This is a genomic window from Sporolactobacillus inulinus, from assembly GCF_006539285.1.
GTDB classification, from domain to species: domain Bacteria; phylum Bacillota; class Bacilli; order Bacillales; family Sporolactobacillaceae; genus Sporolactobacillus; species Sporolactobacillus inulinus.
This window is the reverse complement of the sequence record NZ_BJMS01000068.1, coordinates 1-20,241: the sequence shown is the minus strand read 5'-3', so window position 1 is coordinate 20,241 and position 20,241 is coordinate 1. Positions and strand designations below refer to the sequence as shown.

Annotated in this window: 22 protein-coding genes; all 22 read left to right on the top strand. The window is 46.5% G+C overall.

Annotated features, from left to right (window positions below):
- The first annotated feature begins 19 nt into the window (after positions 1-19).
- Positions 20-1,315: a UDP-N-acetylglucosamine 1-carboxyvinyltransferase gene (gene murA / locus SIN01_RS10070; protein WP_029548252.1), complete on the top strand. Its 1,296-nt coding sequence runs from the start codon at positions 20-22 to the stop codon at positions 1,313-1,315.
- Between the two features lie 613 nt (positions 1,316-1,928).
- Complete coding sequence (gene rho / locus SIN01_RS10065) at positions 1,929-3,200, top strand: transcription termination factor Rho (RefSeq protein WP_010026039.1); 1,272 nt, start codon at positions 1,929-1,931, stop codon at positions 3,198-3,200.
- A gap of 176 nt (positions 3,201-3,376) precedes the next feature.
- Positions 3,377-3,622 (top strand): type B 50S ribosomal protein L31, encoded by a 246-nt coding sequence (locus SIN01_RS10060; RefSeq protein WP_010026040.1) that lies wholly within the window; start codon positions 3,377-3,379, stop codon positions 3,620-3,622.
- 369 nt (positions 3,623-3,991) lie between these two features.
- Positions 3,992-4,564, top strand: coding sequence for a thymidine kinase (locus tag SIN01_RS10055; RefSeq protein ID WP_010026042.1), 573 nt, complete (start codon positions 3,992-3,994; stop codon positions 4,562-4,564).
- A gap of 101 nt (positions 4,565-4,665) precedes the next feature.
- Positions 4,666-5,739 carry a peptide chain release factor 1 gene (gene prfA / locus SIN01_RS10050; RefSeq protein WP_010026043.1) on the top strand — a complete coding sequence of 358 codons (1,074 nt, stop codon included), beginning with the start codon at positions 4,666-4,668 and terminating at the stop codon, positions 5,737-5,739.
- Entirely contained in the window at positions 5,736-6,617 is an 882-nt protein-coding gene (gene prmC / locus SIN01_RS10045) for a peptide chain release factor N(5)-glutamine methyltransferase (RefSeq protein ID WP_010026044.1), read from the top strand. The genes prfA and prmC overlap by 4 nt, the downstream gene beginning before the upstream one ends.
- A gap of 64 nt (positions 6,618-6,681) precedes the next feature.
- Positions 6,682-7,389, top strand: coding sequence for a stage II sporulation protein R (gene spoIIR, locus SIN01_RS10040; protein WP_010026045.1), 708 nt, complete (start codon positions 6,682-6,684; stop codon positions 7,387-7,389).
- Between the two features lie 111 nt (positions 7,390-7,500).
- The gene (locus SIN01_RS10035; RefSeq protein ID WP_010026047.1) at positions 7,501-8,544 is read left to right on the top strand and encodes an L-threonylcarbamoyladenylate synthase; all 1,044 of its coding nucleotides are present in this window, start codon (positions 7,501-7,503) and stop codon (positions 8,542-8,544) included.
- A 248-nt stretch (positions 8,545-8,792) separates the two neighbouring features.
- Positions 8,793-9,320 (top strand): manganese efflux pump MntP, encoded by a 528-nt coding sequence (locus SIN01_RS10030; RefSeq protein ID WP_174842588.1) that lies wholly within the window; start codon positions 8,793-8,795, stop codon positions 9,318-9,320.
- 158 nt (positions 9,321-9,478) lie between these two features.
- A complete protein-coding gene (locus tag SIN01_RS10025) occupies positions 9,479-10,051 on the top strand; it encodes a TIGR01440 family protein (RefSeq protein ID WP_010026049.1) in 573 nt (190 codons plus the stop codon).
- 360 nt (positions 10,052-10,411) lie between these two features.
- Positions 10,412-11,668, top strand: a complete 1,257-nt coding sequence (gene glyA, locus SIN01_RS10020) for a serine hydroxymethyltransferase (RefSeq protein ID WP_010026050.1) — start codon at positions 10,412-10,414, stop codon at positions 11,666-11,668.
- 91 nt (positions 11,669-11,759) lie between these two features.
- Complete coding sequence (gene upp, locus SIN01_RS10015; RefSeq protein ID WP_010026052.1) at positions 11,760-12,389, top strand: uracil phosphoribosyltransferase; 630 nt, start codon at positions 11,760-11,762, stop codon at positions 12,387-12,389.
- A gap of 448 nt (positions 12,390-12,837) precedes the next feature.
- On the top strand, positions 12,838-13,059 hold the full coding sequence (locus SIN01_RS10010) for an AtpZ/AtpI family protein (protein ID WP_010026053.1): 222 nt from the start codon (positions 12,838-12,840) through the stop codon (positions 13,057-13,059).
- Positions 13,060-13,065: 6 nt separating this feature from the next.
- The gene (locus SIN01_RS10005; RefSeq protein ID WP_010026054.1) at positions 13,066-13,518 is read left to right on the top strand and encodes an ATP synthase subunit I; all 453 of its coding nucleotides are present in this window, start codon (positions 13,066-13,068) and stop codon (positions 13,516-13,518) included.
- Positions 13,475-14,215 carry a F0F1 ATP synthase subunit A gene (gene atpB, locus SIN01_RS10000; protein WP_010026055.1) on the top strand — a complete coding sequence of 247 codons (741 nt, stop codon included), beginning with the start codon at positions 13,475-13,477 and terminating at the stop codon, positions 14,213-14,215. The genes SIN01_RS10005 and atpB overlap by 44 nt, the downstream gene beginning before the upstream one ends.
- Positions 14,216-14,288: 73 nt before the next feature.
- Positions 14,289-14,516 (top strand): F0F1 ATP synthase subunit C, encoded by a 228-nt coding sequence (atpE, locus tag SIN01_RS09995; RefSeq protein WP_010026057.1) that lies wholly within the window; start codon positions 14,289-14,291, stop codon positions 14,514-14,516.
- A 66-nt stretch (positions 14,517-14,582) separates the two neighbouring features.
- Positions 14,583-15,071, top strand: a complete 489-nt coding sequence (atpF, locus tag SIN01_RS09990) for a F0F1 ATP synthase subunit B (protein ID WP_010026058.1) — start codon at positions 14,583-14,585, stop codon at positions 15,069-15,071.
- Positions 15,068-15,613: a F0F1 ATP synthase subunit delta gene (locus tag SIN01_RS09985; protein ID WP_010026059.1), complete on the top strand. Its 546-nt coding sequence runs from the start codon at positions 15,068-15,070 to the stop codon at positions 15,611-15,613. The genes atpF and SIN01_RS09985 overlap by 4 nt, the downstream gene beginning before the upstream one ends.
- 7 nt (positions 15,614-15,620) lie before the next feature.
- The gene (gene atpA, locus SIN01_RS09980; protein ID WP_010026060.1) at positions 15,621-17,135 is read left to right on the top strand and encodes a F0F1 ATP synthase subunit alpha; all 1,515 of its coding nucleotides are present in this window, start codon (positions 15,621-15,623) and stop codon (positions 17,133-17,135) included.
- 111 nt (positions 17,136-17,246) lie between these two features.
- The gene (gene atpG / locus SIN01_RS09975; RefSeq protein WP_010026061.1) at positions 17,247-18,116 is read left to right on the top strand and encodes an ATP synthase F1 subunit gamma; all 870 of its coding nucleotides are present in this window, start codon (positions 17,247-17,249) and stop codon (positions 18,114-18,116) included.
- A gap of 34 nt (positions 18,117-18,150) precedes the next feature.
- On the top strand, positions 18,151-19,560 hold the full coding sequence (atpD, locus tag SIN01_RS09970; RefSeq protein ID WP_010026062.1) for a F0F1 ATP synthase subunit beta: 1,410 nt from the start codon (positions 18,151-18,153) through the stop codon (positions 19,558-19,560).
- 42 nt (positions 19,561-19,602) lie between these two features.
- Positions 19,603-20,031, top strand: coding sequence for a F0F1 ATP synthase subunit epsilon (locus tag SIN01_RS09965; RefSeq protein ID WP_010026063.1), 429 nt, complete (start codon positions 19,603-19,605; stop codon positions 20,029-20,031).
- Positions 20,032-20,241: the final 210 nt, after the last annotated feature.

Here is a 20,241-nt window from a genome sequence, read left to right as displayed (position 1 = left end):
TTTTGACTGTCCAGTGACCATGGATAAATTATTAATCGAAGGCGGTTCACGTTTACAAGGCACCGTTCAGATCAGCGGTGCGAAGAACAGTGCGGTCGCATTAATACCGGCCACTATTCTTGCTGATTCACCTGTGACCATTGATCAACTTCCCAATATTTCTGATGTGCGTATCCTGTGCAAACTTTTGCGTGAGATTGGCGGAACGGTGTCTTTTGAAGAACATACTTTTGTTGTTGATCCGAGAAACATGGTGGACATGCCACTGCCCAATGGTTCGGTGAAACGGCTAAGGGCATCTTACTACTTAATGGGCGCAATGCTTGGCCGTTTTCATAAAGCGGTGATCGGATTGCCGGGTGGATGTAATCTCGGACCGCGCCCTATCGATCAGCATATTAAAGGGTTTGAAGCATTGGGTGCTAAGGTAACGAATGAACGCGGTGCGATCTATCTGCGTGCTAATTCGCTACATGGTGCGCGCATCTATCTTGATGTAGTCAGTGTGGGTGCGACGATTAACATCATGCTGGCTGCCGTGAAGGCCGAAGGGCAAACCATAATCGAGAATGCTGCGAAGGAACCGGAAATTATTGACGTTGCAACGCTTCTAACCAGTATGGGCGCAAAAATAAAAGGGGCGGGGACTGATGTCATCCGCATCGAGGGCGTGCATGAACTTCATGGATGCCGGCACATGATTATCCCTGATCGAATCGAAGCGGGTACGTTCATGGTTGCCGGTGCGGCAGTGTCCGATAACTTGTTGATCGACAATGTAATTCCGCAACATGTGGAGCCGTTGACTGCCAAACTTCGCGAAATTGGCGCTGATGTTCAAGTTGGCGAAGATCAGGTTCTTGTATCACGCAGTCGCATGCCTTTAAAAAGCGCTGATGTCAAAACCTTGGTATATCCCGGATTTCCGACCGACCTTCAGCAGCCGATGACCAGCCTGTTGACTCAGGCCGAAGGTACAAGCATTATTACCGATACGATTTATGGAGCACGCTTTAAGCATATTGATGAATTACGCCGAATGGGTGCCGATGTCAAAGTTGAAGGACGGTCTGCAATCTTAAGCGGGCCGACATCACTCGAAGGAGCAAAGGTTCGTGCGACTGATTTAAGAGCCGGTGCATCGCTGATCATTGCGGGTCTGATGGCAAGAGGCATTACGGAAATTGTCGGCGTTGAACATATTGATCGCGGTTATGATCATATTATGGAAAAATTACAGGGTGTAGGAGCAAATATCTGGCGGGAGCCGATGCGCGAGGAAGAAGCCCGCGAGAGTCTCAAGGAACAAGAATAGGGAAATGAAATCCGCGCGCTCATCATACGACGCGGATTCTTTTTGTGCAAAGAAAGACGCATTCTTGATCCCCTTGGGGAACGCGCGAAAGTGCAGGTCAGGGGAGAGACCCCCGATGTGTCTGAAGAGGCTCCCGTATACCCGTGGCCGCAGCCTGTTGATCCGAGCAGCCATCAAACTCAAGACTAATCAATCTGATACATCCTGCAGAAGTAAGCACTACGGTTGACCAGTTTTTCTGATTCAAAAAAAATGCTCTATTTTTGGTAAAATAATTCAGTTATTTCCACAAAATTTGCACAAAAAAAGAATATGCAGTTGATAAAAAGGGTATAATATGATAATAATGATATAGATGAATTTATAAAAAATTTTAACGGTAAGAAAAAAATATTATATCCCCTACACATAAGAACTGTTATACTGTGCCCTTGAACCTGTGAAGGATTTCCATAAAAAACCGATTTATAAAATGCGCTGTTATTACTTCTTCCCCTCCTCTTCTTAGTGCACAGTTTCGTGCCATTTCCGGAGTTCTCAATTCATTAACTGGTGTACGACAGTACTTGTCTTGATATAAACCGATTTTAAAAAAGAAAAGTGTGGTGTGAGAATGCCGATTACATTAGCAGAGTTAGAAAATATGAAACTCAAAGAATTGTATGAGCATGCGAAAGCGTTTAAAGTCTCTTATTATAGCAAGCTAACCAAAAGAGAACTTATTTTCTCAATATTAAAAAAGCAGGCGGAAAAAGATGGCTTGTCATTGATGGAAGGTGTTCTTGAAATCATTCCGAACGAAGGATTTGGTTTCTTGAGGCCGATCAACTACTCACCGAGTTCAGAGGATATCTATATTTCAGCCTCACAAATTCGCCGCTTTGATTTGCGAAACGGTGACAAAGTGACGGGCAAGGTGAGGCCGCCAAAGGAAAATGAACGCTATTTCGGCCTCCTCAGGGTTGAAGCTGTTAATGGCGAAAACCCCGATACAGCAAAGGAACGCGTACATTTTCCTGCCTTGACACCGCTTTATCCAAATCGGCAGATGGTGTTGGAAACAGGTAAAGAAAACTTTTCAACGCGAATTATCGATATGGTGTCTCCGGTCGGCTTCGGTCAAAGAGGGATGATTGTTGCCCCTCCGAAAGCAGGGAAGACAACACTTTTGAAAGGAATCGCCAACAGCATCACCATCAACTATCCCGATGTTGAACTCATCGTTTTGCTTGTTGATGAACGTCCGGAAGAAGTGACGGATATTGAACGTTCAGTTAAAGGCGATGTTGTTAGTTCAACGTTCGACGAAGTTCCGGAAAATCATGTTAAAGTTTCAGAATTGGTACTTGAACGAGCCATGCGTCTGGTCGAGCATAAACGCGATGTTGTCATCCTTATGGACAGCTTAACACGTCTCGCGCGCGCATATAATCTTGTGATTCCGCCAAGCGGAAGAACCTTGTCCGGTGGTATTGATCCGGCAGCATTCCATAAACCGAAGAAATTCTTCGGTGCGGCCCGCAATATTGAGGAGGGCGGAAGCTTGACCATTCTTGCGACCGCTTTGGTTGACACCGGTTCACGGATGGACGATGTCATCTATGAAGAATTCAAAGGAACCGGCAATATGGAACTGCATCTTGATCGCCGGTTGGCTGAACGGAGAATTTTTCCTGCAATCGATATTCGCCGTTCCAGCACGCGTAAGGAAGAATTGCTCGTTAATCGCGATCACTTGGAAAAATTATGGGCAATGCGTAAAACAATGGATGAATCTCAAGAATTTGTGGAACATTTTTACAAACGAATTCGTGATACCGCGTCCAACCAAGAATTCTTCGATCTCTTTGAGAAAGAGAAGAAGGGCAGTTTGCAGACAAGATAAGTGAATTGTGCGCCGAGTGAAGCACGCAGCAAGCACGAAGGCAAACGGTGATTCAAGCAGAACAATCCTTGCAAAGCTTGGAGCAGTCTGATACAATACTCGTTGTGCGTTATACTATAGGACGTAATAAGACTCTGGTTTGAGAGATTAATCAGGGCGTAAAGGAGATGAATGAGATGAAACAAGGCATCCATCCAGACTATCATAAGGTCGTATTTATGGACGCAAGTACGGGCTTTAAGTTTTTGAGCGGTTCAACAAAGAAGTCGAATCAAACGGTAAAATGGGAAGACGGTAATGAATACCCATTAATTACAGTCGAAATCAGTTCCGATTCGCATCCATTCTACACCGGCCGTCAGAAATTCGCTGACAAGGGCGGTCGTGTTGATCGATTTAAACAAAAATACAATCTTAAATAAGATTTATTTTGAAGTCCAGAAAAGAAAAGCGGCATGTTCCGGTGCGATGAATGGCGGTACGGAATTAGCCGTTTTTATTTTTGGCTCTAGCTATGGCCAGGACATTCATAGATTTTTTTGTGCAGGCAGGAAACTGCCTGTTTTTTCACAGGATTAAAAACAGAGACAAGCCGAACTGCAGCACTCAGTAGATCAGGCTAGCCCGGCTTTTTGAATAAGAAAAGAACAGCGCCTTGAGGGCGCAAAATTGTCCTATTAAGATACAAACCAACGGCCAGGGTCGGAGATTAAATAACGAGGCGTTTTTTTGCGGGGTTTTTCATAAAAACCGGAGGAACCTTTTAAAGCTGTGAAAGGACGGAATATAGGATGGCTCAACTTTTCTTTAAATATGGTGCAATGAATAGTGGAAAGTCAATCGAAATCATCAAAGTCGCGCATAATTATGAAGAACAAGGAAAATCGGTGCTTCTTTTTACCTCCGGGATCGATAATCGGGATGAAGTCGGATCGATCTCCAGCAGGATCGGATTCAAACGTCGGGCAATTCCAATCTTTGATTCTTCGGATGTTTATGCCAAGGTCAGTGATTGCCACCCGCGTCCACACTGCGTGCTCATCGATGAAGTTCAATTTTTATCGAAGCGGCATGTGCTGCAGCTAGCGAAGATTGTCGATGAACTATCGATTCCGGTGATGGGATTTGGACTGAAAAATGATTTTCGCAATGAATTGTTTGAAGGAAGCAAATACATGCTTTTGTATGCGGATAAAATTGAAGAAATGAAGACCATATGCTGGTTTTGTGAACGCAAAGCAACCATGAATCTGCGGATTGATGATCATGGGCAGGCAATCTATAGCGGCGATCAGATTCAGATCGGCGGAAATGAAAGTTATTACCCGGTTTGTCGCCACTGCTACACGCATCCGCCTCTATAAGATCTTGAACACGTTTTTGACCATAAAAAGCCAGCTATAATATAATAAAAGGAACGACAACGGAGCGGCTGCGCGCGATGCAGCATGATGGGGTGGATGAAATGTTCGAACGGTTGCAGTCCATTGAGGACCGCTATGAAAAAGTGAATCAGATGCTTGCAGATCCTGAAGTGATCAATGATCCGGCAAAACTGCGCAAATATTCGAAAGAACAATCGGACTTGCAAGAAGTGGTTACGGAGTACCGCAGCTACAAGCAATCTGCTGCAGAACTTGCCGATGATAAGACGATGCTTGATGAACCAATGGATGCCAGCATGAAAAAGATGGTTGCTGATGAAATTAATCGTCTCGAAATGGAACTAGAAACACTTCGAGAACAATTGAAGCAGCTACTTATTCCTAAGGATCCCAATGATGACCGAAACGTCATTTTGGAAATTCGCAGTGCGGCCGGAGGGGACGAGGCTGCGCTTTTTGCCGGTGATTTACTGCGCATGTATTCACGCTACGCGGAGCAGCAAAACTGGAAAACGGAGATTATTGACGCCAGTCCTAATGAAATTGGCGGTTATAAAGAAATTGTCTGTATGATCTCAGGCAAAGGTGCTTTTTCAAAACTGAAATATGAGAATGGAGCACATCGCGTGCAACGCGTTCCGGAAACCGAATCGGGCGGTCGTATCCATACGTCAACGGCAACGGTTGCCGTTTTGCCGGAAGCGCGTGACGTTGAGATTGAACTGAATGATAAGGATATTCGTGTTGATCGCTTTGCCTCAAGCGGCCCGGGTGGTCAAAGTGTCAATACGACGATGTCCGCCATTCGGCTGACGCATCTTCCTACAGGTATTGTGGTATCATGCCAAGAAGAACGTTCTCAGATTAAAAATAAGGAAAAGGCGATGAAGGTGCTGCGTGCCCGCGTCTATGACAAATATCAGAAGGAAGCTCAGGCTGAATACGATTCGAACCGCAAAATGGCGGTTGGAACGGGTGATCGATCCGAACGGATTCGAACTTACAACTTCTCACAAAACCGGGTGACGGATCATCGAATCGGGCTAACGATTCATCAGCTGGACCAAGTGTTGAACGGGAAACTGGATGAAATCATTCAAGCGCTGATTCTTCATGATCAGGAAAAGAAAATCGAACAGGCGGATGCAAGGTGACGGAACGAAGATACGAACTGTTGAAATGGGCTGCTAATCTGTTAACTGCACATCATCGTGATGCAAATATCGGCGAACTGCTGCTTCAAGCACGATTAGGTCTCACGCGCATCGACTTAATCACAGGCTTGCGCGAACCCGTTGCAAGCAAGGATGCTGAGTGGGTGCGCCGCAGCGTTGAGGAACACGTAAATAAAGGAACCCCGCTTCAATACATGTTGGGCCGTGCACCCTTCTATGGGCGGTCCTTTAAAGTGAATGCGGCTGTGTTAATTCCCCGCCAAGAAACCGAAGAACTGGTATGGCAGGTCGGTGAATGGGTCAAACGTTATGCGCCGAATCTTGATCATCCGGCGGTCTGTGATATCGGCACGGGGAGCGGAGCGATTGCGGTTACGCTTGGTTTGGAGCACCCGAACTGGCGAATCACGGCAGTCGATCTGTCTGAAAGAGCACTGGATGTCGCGCGCGAAAATGCAGCCGATCTAGGCGCACAGATTGTATTCTGCCATGGGGATTTTCTTCGCCCGTTGATTCATCAGCCTTTTGATGTTCTTGTATCCAATCCACCCTATATCACGAAGCACGAAATGGGCGGCCTGGATGATACGGTACGCGACTATGAGCCGCATTTAGCGCTTTACGGAGGAAATGACGGTTTGGATTGCTACCGCAAGATCATTGCCGACATGCCGTTGCTATTTAGCGGAAGGTCTGTGTTTCTTGCGGCTTTTGAGATCGGGGCCACTCAGGGAAATGCTGTTGCTGATTTGATCCGAAAGGCATTTCCGAATCAAATAGAAGCGCTCTCTATTGAAAAAGATATCTCCGGACATGACCGCAACGTCATGGTTGCGCTTCGAACGAACCATGGGTAATTCTCACTTCGAGGTTTAGTCTCGGTCATTCCTGTCCACAATGAGTGACAGGGAGGCGGGCGTCATGAGAAAACCATGGATCTTAATGCTCTTATTAACTATTAATCTTGTATTTGTATTTTTTTTCTGGCAATCCAGCACGACTAAAGCAGATGAGAAGGGACCGATCCCAAGTGATGCGATTCGACTGCGTATTTTGGCGAACAGTGATTCACCTGCCGATCAAGCGGTGAAACGGCAGATCCGCGATGCAGTCAATGCCCAGATTACGACTTGGGTTCAGGACTTGAAGTCGACCAATGATGCCAAACGTGTCATTCGTGCGCATATGCCGCAACTGAATCGGACGGTCAAGCAAGCATTAAAGAAAGCCCATGCGGACAGCACGTATAAAATAAAATTAGGTCAAGCCGATTTCCCGACCAAGATGTACGGAACCTTTGTTTACCCGGCAGGAAAATATGATGCGCTGGTGATTACATTAGGCGATGGTCGTGGTGCCAATTGGTGGTGTGTGCTTTTCCCGCCCCTTTGTTTTCTGGACTTTTCAAACAGCGATGCAGCAGCAAAAAACAATGCCTCGACCGATACTACAGCGCCCGGGCAAGAACGGGCAAAACAAACCGTTAAGACAAGTCCGGCGAGTGAGGATGCCGCGCAGCAAACTGAGAAACCCGAAAAGAAGACCGTTGAATCTGACGATCAAGAGGTTCAGGTTCATTCATTTGTTGTTGATTTCTTCACCGGTGTATGGCGTTCGATTGCTGGGTAAAAGCGTTGCGTACGGCTTGTCACAATGTTATGGTGTATACGGAACGAAATGAGGTCGGACGGAAGCCGATTTCATTTGAACGGAATAGTTAATGAAGAAGGGGAAACGACTATGGCAGAAACGCAAGTGTGGCGGGTAGACCCGAATGCCCCCGACCTTGAACATACACCTCAAATCCAAGCAGCAGCGGAGAAATTGGCACAGGGAGAAATTGTCGCATTTCCAACGGAGACGGTGTACGGATTAGGAGGAAGTGCAAAGGTACAAGATTCAGTGCGAAAGATTTATGAAGCAAAAGGGCGGCCGAGCGATAATCCGTTAATTGTGCATGTTGCAAATCTGGAGCAAGTTCGCGAAATCTGTACGGAGATCCATCCGGTTGCTCAGAAATTGATCCATGCTTTTTGGCCGGGACCGCTCACGCTGGTTTTGCCATCACGGGGGACGGTATCAAACGCGGTTACAGCAGGTCTGTCAACGGTTGCCGTACGTATGCCGAGTCATCCGGTTGCAAGAGCCTTGATTTCGGCGTCTAATTTACCGATTGCCGCACCTTCGGCAAATCGTTCGGGTCGGCCGAGTCCAACTCGCGCAGAACATGTTTTCAATGATCTAGATGGGCGGATTGCCGGAATCTTGGATGGCGGAGAAACCGGGGTTGGCGTTGAGTCGACGGTTGTAGATTGTACGACGACACCGATCACAATTCTTCGTCCAGGCGGGATTACGAAAGAACAGTTGATTGAAGTCGTTGGACTGGTTTCTGATGATCCGGGGCTTGTTCGTTCAGATCAGGCTCCGAAAGCCCCGGGTATGAAGTATAAGCATTATGCTCCGTCGGCGACAATGTATTTAGTACCTGCCGGAGAATCGCGTATACGCGAACTTATTTCCTCAGAAAGGGCTAAGGGCCGCCGTGTCGGCGTATTAACGACGGAAGAGAAACAGGACTCTTATCCTGGTGTGGATGTTTTACTTGTATGCGGGCGTCGCAGTGAGCCTGCGACCGTGGCCCATCATCTTTTTGATGTCTTGCGTCATTTCGATCAAAAAGAGGTTGATGTAATATTCAGTGAAACGTTTGATCAGAAAGGGATCGGTAAAGCGGTGATGAACCGTCTGTCCAAAGCAGCCGGAGGACGTATCCTTGACTAGTCATCATACTTATGGATAAAGTCATGTTTTTATATGGGGAAACAAGAGGGTATCTTAGTATAAGATGCCCTCTTATTTAAATGTTTCAAAACAAACGATTCGCAGCTACGGCGCACTTAATTTTTGATTGTGCCCCCGCCCGTTTGTCCTTCTATTTCTTTAAGGACATGCATAGATTGTCCCTATGGGCGAGAGGGGGAACGAATGTGGCAGAGCATCTGATCAGCCAGGGATTGGCGCTTTCTGTTATGGCGATTGCACTGGGTATGGATGCATTTTCAGTATGTGTTGGCATGGGCATGACCGTTTTTCGGTTGCGCCGCGCTGCGTGGACCGGTATGTGGATCGGTCTTTTTCACATGCTTATGCCGCTCATTGGCATGATCCTTGGTCAACTGCTTTCCACCCGCTTTGGTGAAATTGCAGAAATGGCTGGAGGTCTGTTGCTGCTCTTAATCGGTTTTCAAATGATTTTGTCGCTCATGCGCACGAAGGATACCCGCAATGAATTCGTCTATGTGTCCGATGCAAGCATGCTTTTGTTTGCTTTTAGTGTCAGCATTGACAGCTTTTCTGTGGGACTCAGCATGGGCCTTTTTGGGGCTGAGATGCTGGCTGCCATCCTTATGTTTGGCTGTGCCAGCATGATTATGGCATGGAGCGGTTTCTACATTGGGCGAAAGACGGGCCGATATTTTGGGAAATACGGGGAAGCACTTGGTGGCATCATTTTATTTCTTTTTGGACTGAAAATTTTGCTCCATTTTATGCTATAAACAAACGTATTCTCTTATATTTCTACACATTATTTCCCAGGGAATGATACAAGAGCAGAATGGTGTCACAATCTGTGTATGATTCGGATTTGAACAGCACAACCTGCTATAATAGCAGGTATAAAAGGCAATTATTTTGCTCAAGGAAGGCTAATGCGATGGAGACACTTAATCAACAAATTGTGCAATCGGTAGATAAAGCGCTACAGGACTTGAATCAGGTCATGACGTTTAATGAACGAACACTTCTAGTGATCGGCTGCAGTACAAGCGAAGTGCTGGGAAAACAGATCGGCACATCGGGTTCTGAAAACGCAGCCGCCTCAATTTACGCGGCACTAAGAAACTGTCATCAGCAAACCGGTGTCCATTTTGCATTTCAATGCTGCGAACATCTGAATCGCGCGCTTGTTATTGACCGAACCGTTGCCGAGAAGCGCAATTATGATGAGGTAACGGTACGTCCGATTCGTCATGCGGGCGGTTCAATGGCGACGTACGCCTACGATCACCTGCCCGACCCGATCATTGTCGAATTTATTCGTGCAGATGGCGGACTAGATATCGGTGATACACTGATCGGGATGCATTTGAAACATGTGGCTATTCCGGTACGCGGCACCATTCGATCAATTGGTCAGGCGCATCTGGTTATGGCACGTACGCGGCCAAAATTAATTGGCGGCGAAAGAGCGGTCTATTCGATTCGCGAAAAAGCGGAACAGGATTAAGCCAAAGGAACTGCTGCTCCGGATAACCGGATGAGCAGTTTTTCATTGATAAGAGCTGTGAACGTAAAAGAGCGATTACAATCGATCGGACCCCCCGTTTCATTTAAGGGGGCGGTCGCTTGTTGAGGAAATTGTGTTGTTTTTTGCGGCTAGTGGACGGTATCGGCGCATCCTGAAAATGCCAAATGTAAAATTTTTACTGCTGTAGCGAACAGATCGAAAGAAGCCATTAGAACGTGATGTACAAACCAAAAGTTCAGTTGTGCTTAATCTTTGATTTGTCGGTTTTAATTCGCTTTTTTCTGATAAAATGTGATAAACTTTATTTGAATCAGACTTGAGAGGAGCTGCACGTATTTCATGAAGGGGATTAAAGCGAACGATCCTGAACTGTTTCAAGCGATTGAGAAAGAATTAGGAAGACAAAGAAATAAAATTGAATTAATTGCCTCGGAAAACTTTGTCAGTACAACGGTACTTGAAGCGGCAGGCTCGGTTCTTACGAATAAATATGCGGAAGGTTACCCGGGCCATCGTTATTACGGCGGCTGCGAATATGTTGATATTGTGGAAGACTTGGCGAGAGATCGGGCACTTAAGCTGTTTGGCGGCGAACATGTGAATGTCCAACCGCATTCGGGTGCTCAGGCAAACATGGCTGTTTATGAAACGATTCTGAAACCCGGCGATACGGTTCTTGGAATGAAACTTGCCCATGGCGGGCACCTAACACACGGAAGTCCGGTAAACTTCAGCGGACAGCTCTACAACTTTGTGGATTACGGTGTAACAAAAGAAACGCAAACGATTGATTACGATGAAGTGGACAAGCAGGCACAACAATACAAACCGAAATTGATCGTTGCCGGTGCGAGTGCTTATCCTCGTGTCATTGATTTTAAACGATTCCGCGAGATCGCCGACCGTGTCGGTGCTTACCTGATGGTCGACATGGCGCATATCGCCGGACTGGTAGCGGCAGGCCTTCATCCAAGCCCGATTCCTTATGCAGACTTTGTGACGACAACGACGCATAAGACGCTGCGTGGTCCGCGCGGCGGTATGATTTTCTGCAAAAAAGAATTTGCAAAGAAACTGGACAAAGCTATTTTTCCAGGTATCCAGGGCGGTCCGTTAATGCACATCATTGCAGCGAAGGCCGTTGCACTCGGTGAAGCACTGAAGCCCGACTTCAAAGCCTATGCAGCTCAGATTATCGCTAATGCTAAGGCATTTGCCGAAACACTGCAGCAGCAAGGGATTGATCTTGTTTCGGGCGGTACCGACAACCATTTAGTACTCGTCGACGTGCGCAACCTTGGGATTACAGGCAAGAAGGCGGAAGCCGTGCTGGACAGCATTGGGATTACAACGAATAAAAATGCAATTCCTTTTGATCCGGAGAAGCCGTTTGTTACGAGTGGCGTGCGCATGGGGACACCGGCCGTAACAACGCGCGGATTTAAAGAGGATGATCTAAAAGAAGTTGCGTTGATCATCGCAACTGCTCTGAAAGATCCGGATAATCAAGAAACATTAACTGCAGCGGCTGAACGTGTGCGTGCACTGACTAAGAAACACCCGCTTTATGCTGAGGGTACGGGTGCATTTGCTTAAATTGGAGCAGGCTTGTTTATGGGGAGATCTGATTCTCCCTTTTTTGTATGAGCAAAATAAACATGCTGATAATAAAAATGGAGGTTTATAAATGGGTAAGTTAGTCGTATTGAATCATCCGCTGATTCAACATAAATTGACAATGATTCGTGATTACAGGACGGGAACAAAGGCATTTCGCGAACTGGTTGATGAAGTTGCAACACTTATGGCCTTTGAAATTACGCGTGATCTTGCTTTAAAGGAAGTCGAAGTAGAAACCCCGGTCGCAAAGGCGAAGGCCTATGAAATTGCCGGCAAAAAAATGGGGATTATTCCAATCCTTCGCGCGGGGCTCGGTATGGTTAACGGTGTCCTGCAACTGATTCCGGCTGCGAAAGTTGGGCACGTTGGGTTATACCGTGATCCGAAGACGTTAAAGCCGGTTGAATATTATGTGAAGCTTCCCGCCGATATCTCTGAACGTGATTTAATTGTTGTCGATCCAATGCTCGCTACCGGGGGATCGGCCGCTGCTGCGATCGCTTCGTTGAAACAGCGGGGCGGAGTGAACATTAAATTGATGTGTCTGATCGCTGCTCCGGAAGGAGTTAAAGCGGTGCAAAAAGAGCATCCGGATGTCGATATTTATCTTGCGGCTCTCGATGAAAAATTAAATGAACACGGGTACATCGTTCCAGGACTCGGTGATGCCGGTGATCGTCTGTTCGGCACGAAATAAAGGAACAGATTTTCTCTTAAGAAAGCTTAGAAATAAAGTTTCGGAAGCCCCTGTATGATGTGAGAATAATTTTCATTGTTGGTGATTTGTCACAATTGGGGTATGCTGCCGCTCGCAAAAATGATTAAAATTTTAGTTATAAGGAAATGCTCATATGGTGACTATTCGTTATTAGACTTTTCAGTCAATAAATAAAATCATCTTTTCTTACTTAAAGATTGCATAAAGATAGCGCTTTCGTTAAACTATAAAAGAAGTGTCGATTTTGTGAACGCCCGTCATAAATACGGGTATTTAAATGACTTCTTTTTATTTAGGGAACGCTAATTTGTGAACAATTGATGACTGACTCCAGTTCTTCGTCATTGGGTTCGAATGACTAATTGTTAGGCATATCATAATCAGAAATAGCCGATCAGCACTTCGTTATTTCAGAGGAGGGCTTTTTATGGAGCCAAAGAAAAAACCTAACAATTTGCAGATCGCTGCAGCAGTCAGTGCTATGGGTTTCGAAATTTTTTCGTTCATCATCATTGGCGCACTTGGCGGGAACTATCTCGATCAAAAATTTGGAACAGGGCATTTGTGGCTGCCGATTTGTGCGGTCGCCGGCTTTTTTGCGGGAATGATCAGCTGTTTCTATACGTTGAAATCCTTAACAAAGGAATGATTCGCAGTGAAATCAGTGATGGAATGGTTTTCGCATGTTCTGCTGATCATCACGATTGTTTATATCTTTTTGTTTGGATTAATCTGGTTTTACGAACCGGTGAGAGCGCTGGCCAGCGGCTTTCTCCTCGGCGGATTAATCAGTTTATATAATGTTTTTCACCTAGCATTTCGCTTAAAGATAGCCGGACTTCGAGCTCAATCAGGTGTCCGCAAATCAGAGGGATTACATATGACTGTTCGTATACTCATGATTGTTTTCGGTGTACTGATCGTCTATCGTTTCTCGACCCGTATTGACTATCGATCTTTTGTGCTGTCACTTTTGTTTGGCTACCTCATGCTTGTGATGGTGATGAGCTATTATCATTTGAGAAGCAAAGGCACGACATCTTCGGAGGAAGGGGGGGAGATTTATGGATCTGACTCCGAAAGTGAAATTTCTCGGAATGACCTTTGATGTCACGTTGATGATCGGGTCAGTTGTTTCCGCGTTAATCGTCATGTTGCTCGTGTTCTTACTAACCCGTCGTTTGTCCGTGCGGCCCAACGGACGACAAAATGTCATGGAATACATTATTGACTTTATCAGCGGGATAACCGGGATGATGCTCGAGAAGAAAGAGTCGGCGCGCTATTTCAGTTTTGCACTGTCTACTTTTCTTTTCATCCTTGTGGCAAACATACTGGGCGTCGTTGTTATGGTCACAGCACAGGCGCATGGCCCAATTCCGTCGCTGGGCATCACGGCAGCTGATTTAAAAATGACGGATACAGTCAGCTGGTTCAAATCGCCAACGTCGGATATCAACGTTACCGTGGCGATGGCCGGCGCAATCTTTCTTTACTCGCACTTTGCGGGTATTGCCAAAAGTCCGCTTGGCTATTTGCAGCACTATGTCAAACCGTACTGGTGGATGCTGCCGATCCATATTATCGATGAAGTATCGAAACCGGCAACACATGCTTTGCGGCTTTGGGCAAATATCTTCGCCGGCGAAGTCCTAATCCTTATTCTTCGTGAAGGAATGTTTTATTTTACCGGTGTACCGCTGTTTGCCTGGATGGGATTTTCACTGTTCGTCGGATGTATTCAGGCGTACATTTTCACCGTACTGGCAATGGTGTACATCGCTCAAAAGGTGGGAGAGGTATAATGCCTCGTGCAAACAGGCCCTCAAACCTGCCGCTGTTGGTTAAAAACATAGACAAACTAGGAGGAATCTTGTTATGAGTTTAGCAGTTCTAGCTGGTGGTATCATGATCGCGTTTGGTGCGCTTGCAGCAGGTATCGGTAACGGTATTCTGTTCAGCCGCTATTTGGAAGGAATTGCCCGTCAACCAGAAGCTCAGGGTACTTTATTTGGACAATCCATGATCGGTCTTGGTCTTGTTGAAGCCCTGCCAGTTATCTCGATTGCATTTGGTATTCTTGTGCTCTTCGGTATAATTGGGTGAGCTTGCCCCTTCTCTTCGTAAGAAATTGGTGAGGAAATCTGTAGATTGAAAGGAGTGGCAAGAGCTGTGCTGTCATTTTCTATTGGAAATATCCTTTTCCAGCTGATCGTTTTCATTCTGTTGATGATTTTTGTAGCGTATGTCGGCGTACGACCGGTCGTTGCAATCATGGAAAAGCGGAAAAAATACATTAACAATCAGATTGGCGGAGCAGAAAAAAACCGTCAAGATGCTGAAGCTTACTTAACAGAACAGAAGTCGGAAGTTGAACGTATTCGCAACGAAGCGCATGGTATTCTTGAACAGGCGAAAACTCAGGCAAATGCCGAAGCCAAAGCTGTTCTAGAATCAGCGAAAAAGCGTGCGGATCTAATGGTTAAAGATGCTCAAGAAGAAATCGGCCTTGAGAGAGAAAAGGCAATTTCCGCCATTCGTGACGAAGTCGCCGACCTTTCGGTTCTGCTTGCATCGAAAGTACTTGAGAAGGAAATCAATCCGAACAATTATTCAAAAGAGATTGACCAGTTGATAAAGCAAGTGGGGAATCAGCGATGAGCGAAATCGTAGCGAACCGTTATGCACAAGCCCTCTTTGAAGTTGCTGAAGAACGTGATCTTATTGATACGATCGAATCTCAGCTGCAATTCGTTGCAGAAAGCCTCTATGAGCATGAAGATTTGAGACGTGTATTAATGCATCCTCAAGTAAGCAGCACCAATAAAAAGGAACTTGTGCAGAAGTTATTTGAGAACCAGGCAGGTGTTGAAGTCCTTAATCTTCTGAGGCTGCTTATCGATCGCAAGCGTGAAGCCATCATTGATGAAGTGCTTGAAGCCTATACGCACAAGGCAAATGAAAAGCGAGGCATACTCGACGTCACCATCACTACAGCCGCTTCATTAAATGACCAGGAACAACAGGATTTAGCGAAACGGCTTGGTGATTCGCTCGGTAAGAAGTTGAGTATCCATGCGAAGGTTGACAAGTCAATCATCGGAGGCATTCAGCTGCGCATCGGCGACCGTCTCTACGACGGATCAATTGCCGGCAAGCTGGCAGGCTTCAAACAGGAGATTAAAGTAGGGAGACAGGGGTGAAAATATCGTGAGCATTAAAGCGGAAGAAATCAGCTCATTGATTAAACAGCAGATTGAAAATTATCAATCCACCGTTGAAGTGAGCGAAGTCGGCACCGTCATCACTGTCGGCGACGGAATCGCCCGCGTCCACGGCCTAGACAGTGTTATGTCGGGCGAGCTTGTCGAATTTTCTAACGGCGTCCTTGGTATGGCTCAAAACCTTGAAGAGGACAATGTCGGAATCGTCATTCTCGGCCCTTTTACAGATATTCATGAAGGCGATCCGGTAAAACGTACGGGTCGAATTATGCAAGTACCCGTTGGCGAAGCATTGCTCGGCCGGGTAGTCAATCCACTTGGCCAGCCAATTGACGGAAAGGGACCTATTGTCACAGACAAATCCCGTCCGGTAGAGCGCAAAGCTCCAGGCGTCATGGATCGTAAATCCGTATTTGAACCGATGCAAACCGGTATCAAAGCGATTGATTCGATGATCCCAATTGGCCGCGGTCAGCGTGAGTTAATTATTGGTGACCGTCAAACCGGTAAAACGGCGATTGCGATCGATACGATCATCAACCAGAAAGACCAAGACGTTATCAGTATCTACGTTGCGATTGGTCAAAAGGAGTCAACGGTCGCCGGTGTGGTAAACACGCTGAAAGCATACGGCTGCATGGAAAACACAATTGTTGTTTCCGCCGGTGCTTCTGAACCAGCTCCATTGCTTTACCTTGCACCTTATGCCGGCGTTACAATGGGTGAAGAGTTCATGTACAACGGCAAACATGTGTTGATTATCTATGATGATCTGTCCAAACAAGCGGCGGCATATCGTGAACTTTCCTTGCTGCTTCGTCGTCCGCCGGGCCGTGAAGCATTCCCGGGCGACGTTTTCTATCTGCACTCAAGACTGCTGGAACGTGCAGCGAAACTGAGTGACAAGCTAGGCGGCGGTTCCATTACCGCTCTACCGATTATTGAAACGCAGGCCGGGGATATTTCAGCCTACATTCCGACCAACGTAATTTCCATTACCGATGGACAGATCTTCTTGGAATCGAACTTGTTCTATTCCGGTATCCGTCCAGCCGTTGATGCCGGTACGTCGGTATCGCGTGTTGGCGGAGCAGCTCAGATCAAAGCGATGAAGAAAGTTGCCGGAACCTTGAAACTTGACCTTGCTTCTTACCGAGAACTGGAAGCATTTGCTCAGTTTGGTTCCGATCTTGACAAGACAACGAAAGCAAAGCTTGATCGAGGCGCACGTACTGTTGAAATTTTGAAACAAGATTTGCACAAACCGTATCCGGTTGAAAAGCAAGTTGCGGTTCTTTATACGCTGACCAAAGGCTTTATCGATGATGTTGCGGTTTCGGATGTGAAACGTTTCGAAAAAGAATTACTTGCTTATCTGGAACAATCCAATAAGGAAATTCTTGAAACAATCCGTAAAACAAAACAGCTGCCGGATGATCAAAAATTTTCAGCGGCTATTGCCGCATTCAAAAAGACATTTGTTCCTTCAAAAGCTGAATAAGCCGAGAATAAGGATAGGTCGTAAGAACGCACATTCTTCTGAAGATCGGTCTGTCCTGATGGAAGATGTGCTGCATCCCATCGGGCAGGCTTTCAAGGGTGGTGAACGAACATGCCTTCAATGCGTGACATAAAGGAAAAAATCGCATCGACAAAACAGATGCGTAAAATTACCAAAGCAATGCAGATGGTTGCGGCGGCAAAATTAAACCGTGCCCAATCGGTCGCTCAGGATTATGCCGCTTACGCTGATAAACTACACGAAGTTGTGGCAAGCATCGCGAGCACCATGTCAAAAGGGGCGAGCAGCAAACACCCTATGCTTGCTGCCCGACCGGTAAAAAAGACGGCTTATCTGGTCATTACCGAGAGCCGCGGGCTTGCCGGAGCTTATGACAGTACTGTATTGAAATATGTACAGAACTTGATTCGCGAAAAGCATCAATCAAAAGATGAGTACACAATCATCGTTACAGGAAAAGTCGGTCTGAACTTCTTTACGAAGCGCGGGTATCCCGTGGCATTCAGCAAAGCAGACGTTCCTGATGTTCTTACTTTTGATGATATACTGGGATTTGCCAAACAAGCGGTTTCCTTGTTCAATAAGAAGGAAATTGACGAGCTCCACTTGGTCTACAACCATTTCGTCAATGCCATTTCTCAAACACTGGTAGATAAACAGCTGCTTCCATTGACAAATCTTGAGCATGCGCCGGCGCAAAAAGTGTCGTATGTCTACGAGCCTGATGAAGATGAAGTGCTGACAGACCTCCTGCCGCTTTACGCTCAAGGGCAGATCTATGGCGCTCTGCTTGATGCAAAAGCTGCAGAACAAGCAGCTCGAATGACTGCGATGAGAAGCGCGTCGGATAACGCAAGTGATATCATTGATCACTTGTCTCTGTCTTATAACCGTGCACGTCAGGCTGCCATTACTCAGGAAATCACAGAGATTGTTGGCGGCGCTGCCGCACTCGAATAATTCTTTGCACGACTAGCTGATGGGAGGTAGTTTAATGAACAAAGGGTATATCACTCAGGTTTTGGGTGCCGTTGTCGATGTTAAATTTGAACGCGATCACCTTCCTGAAATATATAATGCTCTGACCGTAAATTATAAAGCTCAATCCTCCAATGAAGCAGATATTCATCTGACTCTGGAGGTTGCGTTGCATCTTGGTGATGACTCGGTGCGTACCATTGCCATGGACTCTACAGATGGTCTTGTACGCGGTATGGAAGCCACCGATACCGGTGCACCAATTTCAGTTCCGGTCGGGGACGCAACACTTGGCCGCGTCTTCAATGTACTTGGTGAAGCGATTGATGGAAACGCGGTTGCACCGGAAGTTGAAAAGCATGCTATTCACAGAGACCCGCCGAAGTTCTCTGAACTTTCAACGAAGACAGAAGTACTTGAAACAGGAATTAAAGTTATCGACTTGCTGACCCCTTATATTAAAGGTGGAAAGATCGGCCTGTTCGGCGGTGCCGGAGTTGGTAAAACCGTCCTGATTCAGGAATTGATTCACAACATTGCCGAAGAACACGGCGGTGTGTCCGTATTTGCGGGTGTCGGTGAACGAACTCGTGAAGGGAACGACCTTTACTTTGAAATGACCGAATCGGGCGTTATCAAGAAAACGGCGATGGTGTTCGGTCAGATGAACGAGCCGCCGGGTGCGCGTATGCGCGTTGCGTTGTCCGGACTGACCATGGCGGAGTACTTCCGTGATGTTGAAGGGCAAGACGTACTGCTCTTCATTGACAACATTTTCCGTTTCACTCAAGCGGGTTCCGAAGTATCTGCACTTCTCGGCCGTCTGCCGTCTGCCGTTGGTTATCAGCCAACGCTGGCGACGGAAATGGGTCGTCTGCAGGAACGAATTACATCAACGAAAAAAGGTTCCGTTACATCGATTCAAGCCGTTTATGTGCCTGCCGATGACTACACCGACCCAGCGCCGGCAACAACGTTCTCGCACCTTGATGCAACGACAAACCTTGAACGTTCATTGACTCAGATCGGTATTTATCCAGCCGTTGATCCGCTCGCCTCGACATCGCGCGCGTTAAGCCCGGATATTGTTGGAGAGGAACATTACGAAGTTGCCGAACGCGTCCAGATGACGCTTCAGAAATATCGCGAACTGCAAGATATTATCGCAATTCTCGGTATGGATGAACTTTCAGATGAGGATAAATTGACGGTTAGCCGTGCGCGCCGCATCCAATTCTTCTTAGGTCAGAACTTCCACGTTGCCGAACAGTTCACCGGTGTGCCTGGATCTTACGTGACGGTTGAAGAGACCATCAACGGATTTAAAGGTATTCTCGATGGGAAATACGACGACATTCCAGAAGAAGCATTCCGAAACACAGGAACGATCGAGGATGTATTGGAAAGAGCGAAGCAACTGGTTTAATGAGCGTTTGAATCGCTCGAACCTTATGAAGGGGGCTGGCTGATGAGTACGGTGCATACGGATATCGTCACACCTGCGGGCAAGGTTTATGAGGGCGACGTACATATGGTATGTGTGCGTTCCAAAGATGGTGAACTTGGCATATTGCCAAATCATTTGCCAATCGTTGCTCCACTCGAAATCGCGCTTGTTCGTTTGAAACATGAAGACGAAAAGATCGTCGACTATGTGGCTGTTCATGGCGGATTCATTCAAGTGAGCCGAAAAAGCATTACCATTTTGTCGGAAGCTGCCGAATTAAAAGCCGACATTGATGTGGCACGTGCAGAAAAAGCAAAAGCTGAAGCGGAAGAACAGCTTAACACGCTTCATGAAACGTCAGAGGGTTATGAAGAAGCGCACTTGAAGCTGAAACGTTCCGAACTTCGCCTGTCCACCGCAGCCATCGATGATTCAATTCCAGAAGCATAATCAAGCAATCAAACAGTGCTTATGAAAAAGACTTTCCCAATTGACTGGGAGAGTCTTTTTTGCAAGTCAATAAATATGTGATTTTACCCCGTCTTTCAAGCCAATAGACCCGTATCTTGGCTATGAAACGAAGCGGAGGTGCTCTGGCGCCAGCGGGAACAGCGTGCCAGCGAGACCCCGCAGATTTCTGGCTTGTCTGAGGAAGCTCGC

Bases quoted from the DNA above. Each gene is read 5' to 3' on its own strand.
- murA (WP_029548252.1), top strand. From the start codon at position 20: ATGGATAAATTATTAATCGAAGGCGGTTCACGTTTACAAGGCACCGTT.
- rho (WP_010026039.1), top strand. From the start codon at position 1,929: ATGCCGATTACATTAGCAGAGTTAGAAAATATGAAACTCAAAGAATTG.
- SIN01_RS10060 (WP_010026040.1), top strand. From the start codon at position 3,377: ATGAAACAAGGCATCCATCCAGACTATCATAAGGTCGTATTTATGGAC.
- SIN01_RS10055 (WP_010026042.1), top strand. From the start codon at position 3,992: ATGGCTCAACTTTTCTTTAAATATGGTGCAATGAATAGTGGAAAGTCA.
- prfA (WP_010026043.1), top strand. From the start codon at position 4,666: ATGTTCGAACGGTTGCAGTCCATTGAGGACCGCTATGAAAAAGTGAAT.
- spoIIR (WP_010026045.1), top strand. From the start codon at position 6,682: ATGAGAAAACCATGGATCTTAATGCTCTTATTAACTATTAATCTTGTA.
- SIN01_RS10035 (WP_010026047.1), top strand. From the start codon at position 7,501: ATGGCAGAAACGCAAGTGTGGCGGGTAGACCCGAATGCCCCCGACCTT.
- SIN01_RS10030 (WP_174842588.1), top strand. From the start codon at position 8,793: ATGGCGATTGCACTGGGTATGGATGCATTTTCAGTATGTGTTGGCATG.
- SIN01_RS10025 (WP_010026049.1), top strand. From the start codon at position 9,479: ATGGAGACACTTAATCAACAAATTGTGCAATCGGTAGATAAAGCGCTA.
- glyA (WP_010026050.1), top strand. From the start codon at position 10,412: ATGAAGGGGATTAAAGCGAACGATCCTGAACTGTTTCAAGCGATTGAG.
- upp (WP_010026052.1), top strand. From the start codon at position 11,760: ATGGGTAAGTTAGTCGTATTGAATCATCCGCTGATTCAACATAAATTG.
- SIN01_RS10010 (WP_010026053.1), top strand. From the start codon at position 12,838: ATGGAGCCAAAGAAAAAACCTAACAATTTGCAGATCGCTGCAGCAGTC.
- atpB (WP_010026055.1), top strand. From the start codon at position 13,475: ATGGATCTGACTCCGAAAGTGAAATTTCTCGGAATGACCTTTGATGTC.
- atpE (WP_010026057.1), top strand. From the start codon at position 14,289: ATGAGTTTAGCAGTTCTAGCTGGTGGTATCATGATCGCGTTTGGTGCG.
- SIN01_RS09985 (WP_010026059.1), top strand. From the start codon at position 15,068: ATGAGCGAAATCGTAGCGAACCGTTATGCACAAGCCCTCTTTGAAGTT.
- atpG (WP_010026061.1), top strand. From the start codon at position 17,247: ATGCCTTCAATGCGTGACATAAAGGAAAAAATCGCATCGACAAAACAG.
- atpD (WP_010026062.1), top strand. From the start codon at position 18,151: ATGAACAAAGGGTATATCACTCAGGTTTTGGGTGCCGTTGTCGATGTT.
- SIN01_RS09965 (WP_010026063.1), top strand. From the start codon at position 19,603: ATGAGTACGGTGCATACGGATATCGTCACACCTGCGGGCAAGGTTTAT.